This is a genomic window from Paenibacillus glycanilyticus (assembly GCF_051200795.1).
GTDB lineage: Bacteria > Bacillota > Bacilli > Paenibacillales > Paenibacillaceae > Pristimantibacillus > Pristimantibacillus glycanilyticus.
The window spans coordinates 2,193,030-2,207,819 of the sequence record NZ_CP195155.1; the positions used below are offsets into that span (position 1 = coordinate 2,193,030).

At 50.2% G+C, this 14,790-nt stretch carries 12 protein-coding genes; 6 read left to right on the plus strand and 6 right to left on the minus strand.

The genetic code is table 11. The features are described from left to right. Window positions 1-98: 98 nt before the first annotated feature. Together ACR9FF_RS09895 and ACR9FF_RS09900 are read left to right on the plus strand one after the other, a co-directional pair. Window positions 99-1,931, plus strand: coding sequence for a cache domain-containing sensor histidine kinase (locus ACR9FF_RS09895; RefSeq protein ID WP_435170743.1), 1,833 nt, complete (start codon window positions 99-101; stop codon window positions 1,929-1,931). Beyond that, the gene (locus ACR9FF_RS09900; RefSeq protein ID WP_435170745.1) at window positions 1,928-3,541 is read left to right on the plus strand and encodes a response regulator; all 1,614 of its coding nucleotides are present in this window, start codon (window positions 1,928-1,930) and stop codon (window positions 3,539-3,541) included. Before ACR9FF_RS09895 ends, ACR9FF_RS09900 begins: the two co-directional genes overlap by 4 nt. 224 nt (window positions 3,542-3,765) lie before the next feature. On the opposite strand, the gene ACR9FF_RS09905 is transcribed toward ACR9FF_RS09900, so the two are convergent. Next, window positions 3,766-4,527, minus strand: coding sequence for an SDR family oxidoreductase (locus ACR9FF_RS09905; RefSeq protein WP_435170747.1), 762 nt, complete (start codon window positions 4,525-4,527; stop codon window positions 3,766-3,768). Next, on the minus strand, window positions 4,524-4,898 hold the full coding sequence (locus ACR9FF_RS09910; protein ID WP_201004881.1) for a MerR family transcriptional regulator: 375 nt from the start codon (window positions 4,896-4,898) through the stop codon (window positions 4,524-4,526). Before ACR9FF_RS09910 ends, ACR9FF_RS09905 begins: the two co-directional genes overlap by 4 nt. Before the next feature lie 150 nt (window positions 4,899-5,048). Here ACR9FF_RS09910 and ACR9FF_RS09915 point away from each other — a divergent pair, with 150 nt between their 5' ends. Beyond that, entirely contained in the window at window positions 5,049-5,570 is a 522-nt protein-coding gene (locus ACR9FF_RS09915) for a GNAT family N-acetyltransferase (RefSeq protein WP_435170750.1), read from the plus strand. Between the two features lie 208 nt (window positions 5,571-5,778). Here ACR9FF_RS09915 and ACR9FF_RS09920 read toward each other — a convergent pair whose 3' ends face one another. From ACR9FF_RS09920 to ACR9FF_RS09935, 4 genes are all read right to left on the minus strand, one after another. Continuing rightward, window positions 5,779-6,672: a rhodanese-related sulfurtransferase gene (locus ACR9FF_RS09920; protein ID WP_127499365.1), complete on the minus strand. Its 894-nt coding sequence runs from the start codon at window positions 6,670-6,672 to the stop codon at window positions 5,779-5,781. A 4-nt stretch (window positions 6,673-6,676) separates the two neighbouring features. Then, window positions 6,677-6,931: a DUF1450 domain-containing protein gene (locus ACR9FF_RS09925; protein ID WP_015843630.1), complete on the minus strand. Its 255-nt coding sequence runs from the start codon at window positions 6,929-6,931 to the stop codon at window positions 6,677-6,679. 6 nt (window positions 6,932-6,937) lie between these two features. Next, entirely contained in the window at window positions 6,938-7,858 is a 921-nt protein-coding gene (locus tag ACR9FF_RS09930; RefSeq protein WP_201004894.1) for a rhodanese-related sulfurtransferase, read from the minus strand. A gap of 101 nt (window positions 7,859-7,959) precedes the next feature. Then, entirely contained in the window at window positions 7,960-8,853 is an 894-nt protein-coding gene (locus ACR9FF_RS09935) for a LysR family transcriptional regulator (RefSeq protein WP_435170753.1), read from the minus strand. A gap of 107 nt (window positions 8,854-8,960) precedes the next feature. On the opposite strand from ACR9FF_RS09935, the gene aroC reads away from it, so the two are divergent. The 3 genes from aroC to ACR9FF_RS09950 all read left to right on the plus strand — a co-directional run bounded on the left by aroC (window position 8,961) and on the right by ACR9FF_RS09950 (window position 14,758). Beyond that, the gene (gene aroC / locus ACR9FF_RS09940; protein ID WP_435170755.1) at window positions 8,961-10,016 is read left to right on the plus strand and encodes a chorismate synthase; all 1,056 of its coding nucleotides are present in this window, start codon (window positions 8,961-8,963) and stop codon (window positions 10,014-10,016) included. Window positions 10,017-10,111: 95 nt separating this feature from the next. Then, window positions 10,112-10,801 (plus strand): TerC family protein, encoded by a 690-nt coding sequence (locus ACR9FF_RS09945; protein WP_435170757.1) that lies wholly within the window; start codon window positions 10,112-10,114, stop codon window positions 10,799-10,801. Between the two features lie 276 nt (window positions 10,802-11,077). After that, complete coding sequence (locus tag ACR9FF_RS09950) at window positions 11,078-14,758, plus strand: OmpL47-type beta-barrel domain-containing protein (protein ID WP_435170759.1); 3,681 nt, start codon at window positions 11,078-11,080, stop codon at window positions 14,756-14,758. Window positions 14,759-14,790: the final 32 nt, after the last annotated feature.

Here is a 14,790-nt window from a genome sequence, read left to right on the forward strand (position 1 = left end):
TATCGGTGCATAGCTAGACTATAAACAGTTATTGAAATTTGAACCACCGATAGATATGATGGGTTAGGTGTAATATATTGACCTGGAGGTAGGACGTCATGTTTGCGTTCGCAACGAGTATTAACCGGAAGCTGATGGCGCTCTTGCTCGCCGTCACGATTATTCCGATTACGGTATCGATGATTATCTCGAATTATTACATCAAAGATAAGGTGACGCAGCAGTCGATTCACGAGAATCAGAACCTGCTGGCGCTTGGCAAAAACAACATCCTGGGCTATATGGACAAGATCAACGAAAACTCGCTTGACGTGTACTTGAACATTAACAAGTCCAATTCGCTGTATGCCTTGATCGAGCGGGGGCAGTCGCCAAACGTAAACGTACCGATGTTCGACGAGAAAAATAATTTGCAGATTTACGCCCATATGCTGAATATTTATCAGTCTACAAACGGGATTCATCAAATCCAGCTGCAGATCGGGGATGGCAAGCTGACGTATCTGATGGCCCGCGGGTTTTTCCGCAGAGGGATCAATCAACCGCTGGAATGGCCAACGGAGCATGGCTCGAATCCGAAGCCGTTTGTGGAGGCTACGCATACAAGCGCGCATTATAATTTGGATTGGAGTCATGCCGTCAAAGAGGAAAGCGTTTTCACTTTGCGGCGGCCGATTATCCGGACGCCTAGCGACGAAGTGATTGGTTATTTGTCGATGGACGTTAAATCGGATGAGCTGAACCAGATCTGCCGGCAGCTGACGATGTCATCCGAAGAGCAGCTGTATATTATCGACCGGAGCCGCAATTTCGTGTGCTCGGTAAATGGGCAGGAAGACCAGGATCAGCTGAAATGGACGACTCAGGTTCTTGCTTCCAAGCAGGAAAACGGCGTGATCAAATGGAAAGATCAGTCTTTTTCCGGCATCGTCATTTATGATACACTCAGTACCAATTACATGGACTGGGTCGTGGTGAAGCAGCTTCCGTACTCGTATTTGTACGAGAGCGCAACGGCGATCCGGACGATTAATACGTCGGTTATCGCGATCTTTATGGTGCTTGCGGTTATCGCAAGCTTCCTCGTCAGCTACCAGTTCACGAAGCCGGTCAAGCGGCTTATCGGGCATATCAACCAGGTGCAGTCCGGGAATTTCAACGTCGTGGTGCCAGTTGATCGGAAGGACGAGATCGGCATATTGGCAAGGCGTTTCAATACGATGATTCAGACGATCCGGGATTTGATCAATAGCGAATACCGGCTGGAAATTGCCAATAAGACGAATCAGCTGAGAGCGATGCAGGCGCAGATCAATCCGCATTTTCTGTACAATGCCCTGCAGTCGATCGGGACGCTGGCCCTTCATGCCGAGGCGCCAAAGGTATATACGCTTATCACTTCGATTGCGAAAATGATGAGATACAACATGAATACCAGCGAGTCCATTGTGCCTTTCTCGATGGAGCTGAATCATGCGAAGGCGTATCTTGAGCTGCAGCAGCAAAGATTCAACGAACAGCTGACGGTGCATTACGAGATTGATCCGGCCTCTCTGTCGGTACAGGTGCCCAAAATGCTGCTGCAGCCGCTTGTCGAGAACTATTTCAAGCATGGCTATGAGAACTCGGGGCGCAGCGGCGTTCTTCGATTGTTCTCGGAAGTTACCGACGACGGAAGCTGGCTGACGATCCGGATTGAGGATAACGGTAGCGGGATGGATCCGGATAAGCTGCGGGAGCTGCGACAGCTGTTATTCCGTTCCACCGGAGCGCTGCTCGAGGAGCAGAGGAGCATCGGCATCAGCAACGTCTGGATGAGGCTGAAGCTTTATTACAACGAGGAAGCGGAAATGAGCATTGACTCTTCGCCTGCGGGCGGATTTACCGTGACCCTGAGAATACCTGTGCAAGAGCTGGAGGAACGAGCATGAAAATACTCATTGTAGACGATGAACAGCATGTGCGCGAAGCGGTTAAGCTGCTGATTGATTGGGAGCAGCTCGGAATCAATGAAATTTACGAAGCCGATAACGGCGATTCCGCCATTGAAGTGCTGGGGAATATCCAGCCGGAAATCGTCATTACCGATATGCGAATGCCGAACCGAGATGGGGTAGAGCTACTGGCTTGGATGAAAGAGAAGGGGCGAAAAAGCAAGACGATCGTCATCAGCGGCTACGACGATTTCCATCTGGTGCGCAGCTCGATGAAATATGGCGGTCAGGATTATTTGCTGAAGCCGATTGACCCGGAGCAGCTGATGGAGGCTCTTCAGAAAGCGAAGCAGAGCTGGGAGCAGGAGGATCAGGCCCGCAGGCTTGATCAGCAGCGCAGCATCGAAATCAACCAGATTAAGCCGGTGTACCGGGATAAGCTGTTCTCGACGATGATCAGTGAAGCCGGGGCTGGCGGGCAAGTGGCGGTTCCGGCCGTGCTGAAGGAGGAATTTCAGCTGGATCGCGCGACGGAATGCCAGGTCATCATTCTGAGCACCGGGATGCTGGAGCCTCAAATCTCCCGTAAATTCGATGGTAACCGGGATTTGCTCACTTTTTGCCTGATCAATGTGTGCAACGAAATACTCAAGCCGAAAAATAGCGGCTTTGCGTTCCGCTATTGGAACAGCGAGCATGAGATTATTATCTTGCTGTGGGATCGGCTGGCGGACTGGGAGGACTTGCTTGCGCAAATTACGGAAGGAATCGTGAAGTCGATTCATGGACGGTTCCATTACGGAGTAGGGCATAAGCAGGCTTTCCCAACGGGTTTATCGTTATCGTACCAGGAGGCAAGAGTCGCGCTGAAGCAGCGTAATCTGCTCAAGGACAACAGTTATGTTCATTGCAGCGAGCAAGGCTTTAAAACGGGAATCCACTCCCTGAGCATTGCCGCTTACGAAGAGCGGTTCCGTCTTGCGGTGTGGAGCGGCAAGGAGAAGGATATCGAGACGGCCGTCGAGAGCTTCCTCGAGAATGCACGGCTGCTACCGGTTATTACGCAAGAGCAGATTGAGCTATGGCGCTTCGAATACGAATCCATGCTGAGCCGCTGGCGGCAGGAGCTTGCGGCCAAGCAGGACATTCAGGCAAGTGCGGAGCCGTCTTCGAGCCTGCCGTTGTATGTGTTGCTGGATGAGCAGGGCAGATTGTCTCTGGAGCTCTGCAGGCGCGAGCTTCTGAACGGGCTTACCGCGTTTGCTGCATTAACGGGTGCCGGCGGCAATAAAGAGCATAGCATTATGCGGGACATTGCCAGATACATGGAGCAGAATTATAATCGCGAGGTTACGCTGCAGGATATCTCCGAAAGGTTTTACCTGAGCAGAGAATATATTTCCCGCCGCTTCAAACAGGAGTTGGGGGAGAATGTTTTTGATTACCTGGGCCGTATCCGTGTTGAAAAAGCGAAGCTGCTGCTGCAAAATCCGAATCTGAAGATCGCCCAGATCGCCGAGATGGTCGGTTATGACGACGATAAATATTTCAGCAAGGTGTTTAAGAAGTTTGAGGGGCAGTCGCCTAACCAGTACAGGAAATTGTGAGACTGTACGACTGCGCTTTGAATGTTCTTCCGATCGCTGTTGCTCGGGGATTCCTTGATTAGAATATTATGAGGTGGGAATCCCCAAGCAAAGGCGAACGCTGCGCTTCTCCAGAATCATTCAAAAGCTCCGTCGTCAGCTCACAAAAGAAAAAAGAATAAAAGAGAAGGAGCTTGCCATTGCGGCAGCTCCTTCTTTTTTGGATACATAGCAGGATTGGTTGGTTATTCGATCATGTTTTTGGTGGCGTGATACATGTTTTCGGCGTATTTGTCGATATCGTCGCGGGACATACGGAGACGGTCTACCGAGGTGCCGTAGCCGATCTCGGATTTGCCTTCCTCGAGTCCTTGGAAGATACCGTCCGCAAACGCATCGAGAGGTTCGCCGTGGAAATGGAGACCGGCGCCGCCCAGATCGGTATTAACGGCCGGAGGGGCAACCTCGATGACCTCTACGGAAGTAGCCGAGAGCTGATGTCTCAAGCTGATCGTAAAGGAATGAAGAGCAGCCTTCGTAGCAGAATAGATCGGTGCAATGGCGAATGGCGTAAAAGCCAGACCCGATGTCACATTGATAATGGCGGCGTTCTCTTTTGCCGCAAAAAACGGGGCAAACAGCATCGCAAGATGGAAGGGCGCTTCAATGTTTGTTGTCAATTCTTTATTGAAATACGCCCAGTCGTTCTTTACATCCGATTTTAACACGTTGAAACGCTGCTGAATCCCCGCATTGTTAACCAGTACGTTGGTCGCCGGATAATTCGCAGTCACCCAATCAAACAGGGCAATCCGCTCGGCTTCATTGCTCAAATCGCTGGCTTTGGTTATAAGGCCGGGCAGCTTGTCTTGCGCGGCTTGAAGCACTTGCTCGCGCCGTCCGGTTACTATAACCGTATTGCCGGCTTTCATAAATCGTTCCGCGAATGCTAGACCAATCCCCGTGCTTCCGCCTGTGATGAGTATCGTATTTCCTGAAAGTTTCATATTAGCGCCTCCTGGGTTTGTTTGATATAACGTTGTATTTTTACTTCGATTCCTTCTAGGGATTCCGTCATTAAAGCCATTTGCGCCAGCACCGTCTGCTTATGCTTGTTCAGCATGTCAAGACGAAGAGTCACCGTGCTTGCGCCTTCAATGACCCAATCGATATATTGCTTGATATCATCGATGGGCATATTCGTGTTCTTTAAGCACATGACCGTTCCAAGCAAGGTCATTTGATCTTCCGAAAATAACCTTCTCCCCGCATGATCACGCTCAATTAGAGGGAGCAGTCCTTTTTTTTCATAGTAACGAATCGTTGATTCGGGTATATCTAATTTGGCAGCAGCTTCACCAATGGAATAATAGTTCATCTGGAGTCCTCCAATTTGTTGTCGACGGGAATATCATACGACTTAAACCTTGGTTTAAGTCAAGCGAAATGAAAAAAGAATTTATTGTGCCTTTATACGGTCATGGTAAAATACTCCATATAGCTTTTTTCTACATGGAGGTGTATTGAAATGACTAACAGGATTTCACTGAGACAGCTTTCCAGCCTGGACGAGGCCGAGATGTTGAATAAGGAATTTGCCGCACATTTTCCGTGGTATCGGCAAGGCGATTATTATATCAGATGCTTGGAAGAGAACCGTGCTGGGAAACGAATAACGTTGATGGCCTTTTACGGGGAGGAGCTGGCGGGCTGCTGTCATCTGATCTACGAGTCCAAATACTCGTATTTTGCCGAACGTCATATACCGGAAGTAAACGATTTAAGCGTATTTCAAGAGTACAGAAAAAAGGGGATCGCCAGCAAACTGCTGGACGAGCTCGAGAGCAAAACATCTGAATCATTCAAGTATATCGGGCTTGGTGTCGGATTATATAAGGATTACGGAAATGCCCAACGGTTGTATGGTAAACGGGGATACGTCATGGACGGCAACGGGCTGACTTACAATAATGTCGAGGTTAAACCCGGCACGGACGTCTTTGTGGATGATGAGCTGCTGGTTTATATGGTGAAGGAGCTAGTAACGTAACATGATGGCCTAACGATACGGCGTATCGTTAAGGACGCGGTAAATCTTATTTCCAGAGCGCTTAACGATGCCGCGCATCGTTAAGGTCCGCGGATTTGCAGGCAAGTTTGATTTCGGGGCAGGGAAAAGATTGTGGGGAATCAGCGAGGATCTAATCAGGCATTAGACGAAAAAAGCGCGGCAGGAATTATCCTGCCGCGCTCATTTATTAATGCGGTTTGCACTCTTCCGAGCAATGACGATTATGCTCCGCTTCGCATTCCTCGCAGCAGATATGACGCTTGTCGCAGGTCACATTCGCGCAATTGACGTAGCGGTCTTCCGGTTTGCCGCAATGATGGCATTTGCCGATGACGACATCTTCTTCCGTCCGATTGATCGGCACGGAAATCCGGTCATCAAAGACGTAGCATTTGCCGTCCCATAAGCGGCCTTTTACTTCTTCATCCTTGCCGTAAGTGACGATACCGCCCTCCAGCTGGGCTACGTCTGTAAAGCCCTCCTCCATAAGAACGCCGGTCAGCGTTTCACAGCGGATACCGCCGGTGCAGTAGGTCAGAATGGGCTTATTCTTCGCGTCCTCCGGCAGGTTCTTGCGAATCCATTCCGGGAACTCGCGGAACGACTCTACCGTAGGGCGGATTGCGCCGCGGAAGTGGCCGATATCGTATTCGTAGTCATTCCGTCCGTCAATGATAATGACATCTTCCTGCTGAAGCTGCTCGTAAAATTCCTTCGGAGACAGCCGTTTGCCCGTAAGGACATTCGGATCCATCTTTTTCTTGTAACGCAAAGTGACAAGCTCGTTCTTGTGGCGGACGAACAGCTTTTTGAATACATGTCCTTCGGACTCGTCGATCTTATAAGTGATATCCTTAAATAAGGGATGTTCATTCATATACGCCATATAGGCATCGGTTTGCTCGATCGTGCCCGAGCAAGTGCCGTTAATGCCTTGATCGGAGATGAGAATGCGGCCCTTTATGCCAAGCTCTTTGCAGAAGCGGAGATGCTCGGCCGTTACCTGCTCGGGATTCTCGATATGCACGTATTTATAATAAAGCAGTATGCGGTAAGGTTTATTTTCGGTATTTTCGGTCATTGGCTTACTCTCCAAAAAACTGTTTGATTTCCTCTTGCACGGCTTCTTCCACCTGCTTAAGGCATTCTTCCTTGGTGCCCGCGTAAATCCGGTTCTCATTCACCATCGCATAAGGCCTTGCGCGGCATAGATTGCACATATTGAGGCAATCCGTGCGCATGACTGCCGCTTCCGGAAATTTCTCCTCAAGCTCCTCAAGAGGCAGCAGTGCCATTTCGTTGCGGGTACATACCTCAACAACAACTAACCCAAGTCCCATAATTTATCACCGACCAGAAATAACTTTCAATTTGCGTGCTTCGTCGTTCACTTTGCATTCAGGCGCGCAGTAGCTCTCATGCTCTGCTTCACACTCTGGGCAGCAAATATGCTTGCGATGGCAGAGGTCGTCCGCGCAGTTGATGTAGCGGTCTTCCGGTTTGCCGCAGTGATAGCACTTGCCGACGATAATATCCTCGTCCGTCCGGTTGATTGGCACGGAGATGCGCTCATCGAATACATAGCATTTGCCGTCCCACAAATGACCTTTTACCTCTTCGTCCTTGCCGTAAGTCACGATACCGCCTTCAAGCTGATTAACATCCGAGAAGCCTTCCTCAAGAAGAACGCCGGTCAGCGTCTCGCAGCGGATACCGCCCGTGCAATACGTGAGAATCTTTTTGTTCTTGGCGTCTTCCGGCAGATTCTTGCGGATCCACTCCGGGAACTCGCGGAAGGATTCTACCGTTGGACGGATCGCGCCGCGGAAGTGTCCGATATCGTATTCATAATCATTGCGGCCGTCGATAATAATAACGTCATCTTGCTGCAGCTGCTCGTGAAATTCCTTCGGTGACAAATGCTTGCCCGTGCGGACGTTTGGATCAAGCTTCTTGTCGTAACGAAGGGTAACAAGCTCTTTCTTGTGACGAACGAAGATCTTCTTGAATACATGACCCTCGGACTCGTCAATCTTGTACACCATATCGGCAAACAGCGGATTCTGGCGCATATGCGCGATGTAGGCATCCGTCTGTTCAATCGTGCCGGAGCAAGTGCCGTTAATGCCTTGCTCGGAGATCAGAATACGGCCTTTAATGCCAAGATCCTTGCAGAATTGAAGATGCTCCGCGGTAAGCTCGGCAGGGTTGTCGATGTGAACATATTTATAGTACAAAAGGATACGGTAAGGTTTGTTTTCGCTCATGTCTAACGCTCCATTATATAAGATTATCATTATATGTTAAAACTCTTAAATCACTTAGTCAACAACGATTCCAAGGCATTCTGTTGAACTTTCATGCCTATTTATTGATCCATTACCTCTTTGAGGAAAATGGACGAGCAGGACGGCAAAGTGGCGTCTTTTCGGGTAACCACGCCAATCGCGCGGGAAGGCAAAGCCTCCGTCAATTTCACCTCGAACAGCGTTCCGTTATTCAGCTCCTGCTGGGCAAACCGGCGGGTAAGAAACGCGGTGCCGTAACCCCTCTGCGCGAACTCGATAATCATCTCCGTGCTGGTCAGCTCAATGTCCGGTTCCTTATAGATGCCGTGACCGGCCAGCCATTGCTCGACAAAAAGCCGTGTACTGCTGCCTGCCGTAGGCAATAATAAAGGAAGCTTAAGCAGCTCGCGGACCGAGATTGCATCGTTTGCAAGCTCCTTATAAGCCTCGCCGACAAGGAAACAGTCTTGAATAGACATCAGCGGCTGAATAGCCAATTCCTGATCGTCAAACGGCAGATGGACAAAGCCAAGATCGATATTCTCTTCCTTTAACTGCTTGGAAATCTCGTTTGTCTTGCTTTGCTGAAGACGAATGCGCACATTCGGATGCTCGGCATGAAACTTATCTATATAAGGAAGCAGAATATGCTTGATAATCGGACCGCTTGCTCCGATGCGAAGGTCGCCTCCATGCAGGTTGGCAAGCTCCAGCAGCTTGCGTTCCCCGCGCTCGATAAGATGGAAGGATTGCTCGATATAGTCGAGCAGCGCTTTTCCTTCAATGGTAAGCTTTACGCCTTTCGAGCCGCGGTCGAATAATTTGACGCCAAAGGACTCCTCGAGCTGTTTGATCGCATAGCTGACCGATGGCTGGGTGACATGAAGAATTTCGGCTGCTTTCGTAAAGTTGCCCGTCCTTGCCGTGTACAAAAAAATCCGGTAGCTTTCTAAGTTATTTAATTTGTTTGGCATAAACCCTCTCTATTACAAGGCTATTGAATTGTGATTTCATTTATTGCATATTTGAAATTATAATAAAATTAATCCATATAGTCAAAAGAGAAAGGTTGGTTTTTCATATGTCAGGAAGCAGCTTTGGCACTCATTTCAAAATGACCACGTTTGGCGAATCGCACGGCGAGGCTGTAGGCGTTATTATTGACGGCGTTACGCCGGGAGTAGAGCTTACGGAAGCGGATATTCAAGTACAGATGGACCGCCGCAAGCCGGGTCAGTCCTCGGTTACGACTCCGCGTAAAGAATACGATATTATCCGTATCCTGTCGGGTGTCTTCGAAGGCAAAACAACGGGCGCTCCGCTGGCCGTTATGCTGAACAATACCGATATGAAGTCCAAGGACTACGAGGCGAACCGCAAGCTGTTCCGTCCGGGTCATGCCGATTTCACTTACGTGCACAAATACGGTCACCGCGATCACCGCGGAAGCGGCCGGGCATCGGGGCGCGAAACGGCGGGCCGCGTGGCAGCGGGCGCTATCGCTCGCAAGCTTCTTGAACGCCGCGGCGTATCCATCGTTGCGTACACGAAAGAAGCAGGCGGCATTAAATGCGAGACGTTCGACGAATCCGTTATCGAGAAAAATCCGATGCGCGCAGCCGATCTGAACGCCGCGGAAAGAATGGTAACGCTCGTGGAGGATCTGGCGGCTAAAGGCAACAGCTGCGGCGGCGTGGTGGAATGCATTATCCGCGGCGTGAAGCCGGGGATCGGCGAACCAGCATTCGATAAGCTGGACGCGGAGCTTGCGAAAGCGATGCTGTCCATCGGTGCGGTAAAAGGCATTGAGTTTGGCGCAGGATTTGCGGCAACAACCATGTTCGGCAGCGAACATAACGATGAAATGGACGCAAACGGCTTCCTGACCAATAATGCCGGCGGGATCGTTGGAGGCATCAGCACGGGGCAGGATATCGTTTTCCGTATTGCGGTAAAACCAACGTCGTCGATCTCGCTTCCGCAGCAAACGGTTGACGAAGAAGGCAACGAGCATACCATTCAAACACTTGGACGTCACGATCCGTGCATCTGCCCGCGCGTTGTACCGGTAGTGGAAGCGATGGCTTGCATGGTGCTTGAAGATTTGTACAAACGCCATACGGCTTTGCATGACTAACATTAATTTTATTTTATCAATAAATATTACATCCCTCGTAAAAAATAAACTATAATGATGGATGTTATGGTTTATCACGCAAGAAAGAAGGGGAAATGGACTTGACGCCGTTTGAATTTCTGACCACACTACTGTCCATTGTATTTATTGATCTTATTCTCGCTGGCGATAATGCGATCGTGATTGGGATGGCGGCAAAACGGCTCCCGAAGGAGACGCAGAAAAAAGCCATCCTGTATGGTACCTTCGGAGCTATACTGCTTCGGATCGTAGCGACCGTTCTGGTTGTGTACCTCCTTCAGATTCCTTGGCTGCTTGTTGCCGGCGGAGTCATTCTTCTCTGGATCGCGTACAAGCTGCTTGTGCAGGAAGAAGATCATGAGAACATCAAGGCGGGAAGTACGCTGTGGGCTTCCGTGTGGACGATTATTGTAGCGGACGCGGCAATGGGGCTGGATAACGTAATTGCCGTTGCAGGCGCCGCTCAGGGACATACGCTGTTAGTTATTATAGGTCTGATTATCAGTATTCCGATTGTGGTATGGGGGAGCACCTTGTTTATCAAGCTGCTCAGCAAATTTCCTTGGATCATTTATGCAGGCTCGGCCGTGCTGGCTTATACGGCATCCAAGATGATTACTCATGAGCCGGCGTGGAAGGTTTGGTTCGAAGAAAATCAGGTCGTCAAGTGGCTCGTAATCGCCATAGCGGTTGTTGCGGTGCTTGGCGCAGGGCTTTGGACGAACGAATGGAAGAAGAAGCATCCTCAAGCTGCACACGAATAAATCAGAAAAACCGATGTTAGAGTGGACAGGCTCTAATGTCGGTTTTTTGTTTTTTTTCAATGAAGAATACACTGATTTTTATACCTTTATCCCTGATAATTGCATAGAGATTTCCCAGTTGTTCCCTTACAATGGGCATGGTTCGGATTTCAATATCAACAAGATAAACATACCGTGAAATTCAGGTAACGGGTACTAGTCGACAGGATAAGAAAGGAGGAGCAGACGGATTCCCCATCTTTACCTATGATTGTTACTATGAATTGGAGGTTGAAAATGATGCAGGCCATACGCCGCAGACATCCTTTGGCAAAGCTTCTCCTTATCTGCTTACTCTCTACCTTGCTCGTACCGCTTCATATTACTCCTGTGCTTGCCGCAGACATGGCAGTAGTTGATGAAGATTTCTCTGCTTATCCTGTTGGCGCGCTGACAATTGGAAGCGGTAACAATTGGACGAAGGAAGGAACGGCACCGGTTGTCGAGGTCGTTAACAATCCGGATACCCATCAGCAATACGCTGCAATCAGCCATGATCTGACCGGCTCCTCTTATTTCGGTCAACGTTTTACTCCTCAGACTGGAGGCATGATTCTGCAATTTGACCTTAATATGCCTACAAGCAAAGGCGGAACCTTCTGGGTGATGGAAGGGAAGGTAAACGCCACAAACGCAGCCGTTACCCGTATGGTGATGGATGGCGGCGTGATCAAAATGCAGAACGGACCAACCCTCGTCACGTATGACACGACGCATTGGTACAGGTTTACCTTCGTTTACAATATTCCGCAGAAAAAATACACCTTATCGATCAAGGATTTAAATACGGGCAATACGGTTAACACCAATGAAAACTTCTACAGCGCCAGAGAACGGATCAGCAGCTTCGGCTTCTTCACCAATGCGGACGGAGGCCGGTACAACCTGGCGAATATGAAAGTCACGGCGCTTGATCTGGCTTTGGCCAATGTTCAGCTTAAAGCCGGCGATTATGCTCCTCCCTTTGCTTTTGACCCGACAAATAACAACTATACAATCGATGTGCCTTATTCCGCAAGCGTCCTGACCGTGACGCCAACGGCGAGTTATGCGGAAGGCGTTCAACTGAATGTTGGCAGCTCAACCGTTGAAAGCGGTTCTTCGATTGACGTGCCGATTAACGGTGCTTCCTCGCCAATAAGCATTACGGTTGCTTCCAAGCAATATACGGATGTAGCCCGTACTTACACGATTAATGTCAAAAAGTTGGACAAGGCTCCCGTTGTTACGGATCTGGCCGCGGAAGGCCATGACGGCAAGGTTCTAATTGGCTGGAAGGCTCCGATTGATCCGGCATACCAAAAGGCCAATGTCTACATCGTTAATGAAGACGGCACGGAAACTCTGGTCGCTGCGGTGCCAAAAGGAACGTATATCGCAACTGTTGACGGCCTTGATAATGGTACGGAGTATACGTTTAACGTCAAGGGTGTTTACGCGTATGAGGGAGAAGAGCTGACAGAATCAGCTCCCGTAACCGTGATGGCTAAGCCGCAGCTGCTGCCGGCCCGGCAGATGGAAGACTTGGATCGCGAACTTGTAGCCGTAGAGCAGGATGGACATGTCTACCTCTCTTGGAGATTCCTTGGCACGGAACCGGATAATATCGGCTTTAACGTATACCGCGACGGGGTTAAAATCAACTCTGCTCCGGTTCAATCCAGCACAAACTATGTGGATGAGTCTGGAACGGCGGATTCGTCTTATGCGATCCGGGCGGTTGTGAACGGTGCGGAACAAGCGCCGTCCGAATCGGTACGGCCTTGGAATACGAATTATTTGAACGTACCGCTGGATAAGCCTGCCGATGGCGTGACTAGCGCTGGCGAAGCTTATACGTACCGGGCGAATGACGCATCCGTAGGCGATCTGGACGGGGACGGCAAATACGAAATCGTATTGAAGTGGGACCCAAGCAACTCGAAGGACAACTCACAGTCGGGTATTACCGGCAATACGTATCTGGACGCGTACAAAATGGACGGTACGCGACTATGGAGAATCGACATGGGTCCGAATATCCGATCAGGCGCCCATTATTTGCATCCGATGGTGTATGACCTGGATGGAGACGGCAAGGCGGAGGTAGCCGCGCGTACCGCGGACGGAACGGTTGACGGTTCAGGAACCGTGATTGGCGATGCAGCGGCTGACTACCGAAATTCAAGCGGATACGTCCTTGACGGGCCGGAGTTTTTTACGATCTTTGAAGGAGCGACGGGCAAGGCACTGGATACGGAGGATTATGATCCGCCAAGAGGCAATATCGGAGACTGGGGAGATACGTACGGCAACCGGATTGACCGTTTCGGAGCAGCGATTGCTTATTTGGACGGCGCGCATCCAAGCTTGATCCTGCAGCGCGGCTATTACACGCGGATGGTACTGGTGGCGTACAACTGGCGAGACGGGGAACTAAGCAAGCTGTGGAAGTTTGACTCTCCGAATCCGGGTTACGGACAAGGCAACCATCAGCTGAGCGTGGCGGATATCGATGCGGACGGCAAGGACGAGATCGTAACCGGCAATACGGCGATTAACGATGACGGAACTTTGCTGTGGAATACGAAGCTGGGCCATGGCGACGCCATGCATCTCGGTGATCTGATTCCTTCCCATCTCGGTCTAGAGCTGTGGACGGTGCAAGAGGAGACAGGCGCTAAGTATTCGGCAACGATGATTGACGCGCGGACAGGGAAGCCGTTATACGGACAGCCCCAGATTGGCGCGGATACCGGCCGCGGCTTGTCCGCGGACGTGGATCCAAGATACGAGGGCGAAGAGTCCTGGGCTATTGACGCGACGAAGCCAGCCGCAACGGAAAGTAACTCAAGCGGCTTTATGTTTAACGCGGAAGGCATCAAAATTTCTAACCAAATCCCTACCTCCAACTTTGCCATCTGGTGGGACGGCGATTTAAGCCGCGAGCTGCTGGATCATGATTGGAACGCTGCAACAGGCAATGGCGTGCCGAAGATCGACAAATGGGATTACGAGAATAGCTCGCTTGTCCGGTTAGAGACGTTTGCCGGTACGTATTCCAATAACGGAACAAAAGGCAACCCGTCTCTGCAAGCCGATCTGCTTGGCGACTGGAGGGAAGAGGTGGTTGTCAGAACGGAAGACAGCAGCGCGCTTCGCATTTATACAACGACGGACGTAACGGATCAGAAGATCCGCACGCTGATGCATGATCCGGTATACCGGTTAGGCATAGCGTGGCAGAACACCGGCTATAACCAGCCGCCGCATACAAGCTTTTACCTGGGCAACGGAATGGAGAAGCCGGATGCTCCGAACATCTACCTCGTCGACAACACGGCTCCGGCTACAACCGATAATGCGCCGGCAGGTTGGGTTAATCATAATGTGACGGTAAACTTAACGGCGAATGACAGCATTTCCGGCGTTGACGCTACTTACTATACGTTGGACGGAGGAGCGGAGCAGAAGGGAACTACCGTTCAAATAACGGAGGACGGTGTCCATACCCTTGTTTATTGGAGCGAGGATCATAAGGGGAATGCGGAAGCTCCTCATACGGTTAAGATCCAGATCGATAAGACAGCGCCTGAGCTGAGTGTAGTACTGGATAAAACGGAGCTATGGCCGGCCAATCATAAGCTGGTTGACGTAAAAGCCGTTGTGAAAGGCACGGACCTTACGTCAGGCGTCGATTCGGTCGTATTAAGCTCCATTACAAGCAACGAGAAGCTTGCGGAAGGAGCGAATGCGGATATTCAAGGGGCTGAATTCGGTACGCTTGATCAAGCCTTTAAACTGAGAGCAGAGATGTCCGGCAGCAAGAATGGACGTACGTATACGATCAAGTACACGGCAACGGACAAAGCAGGCAATGTAACGGAGAAGTCCGTTACGGTTATCGTGCCTCACGATCAGTCCGGCACAAAGGAATAGGGGATAAATTAAATTAAATTAAAAAGGTGAGC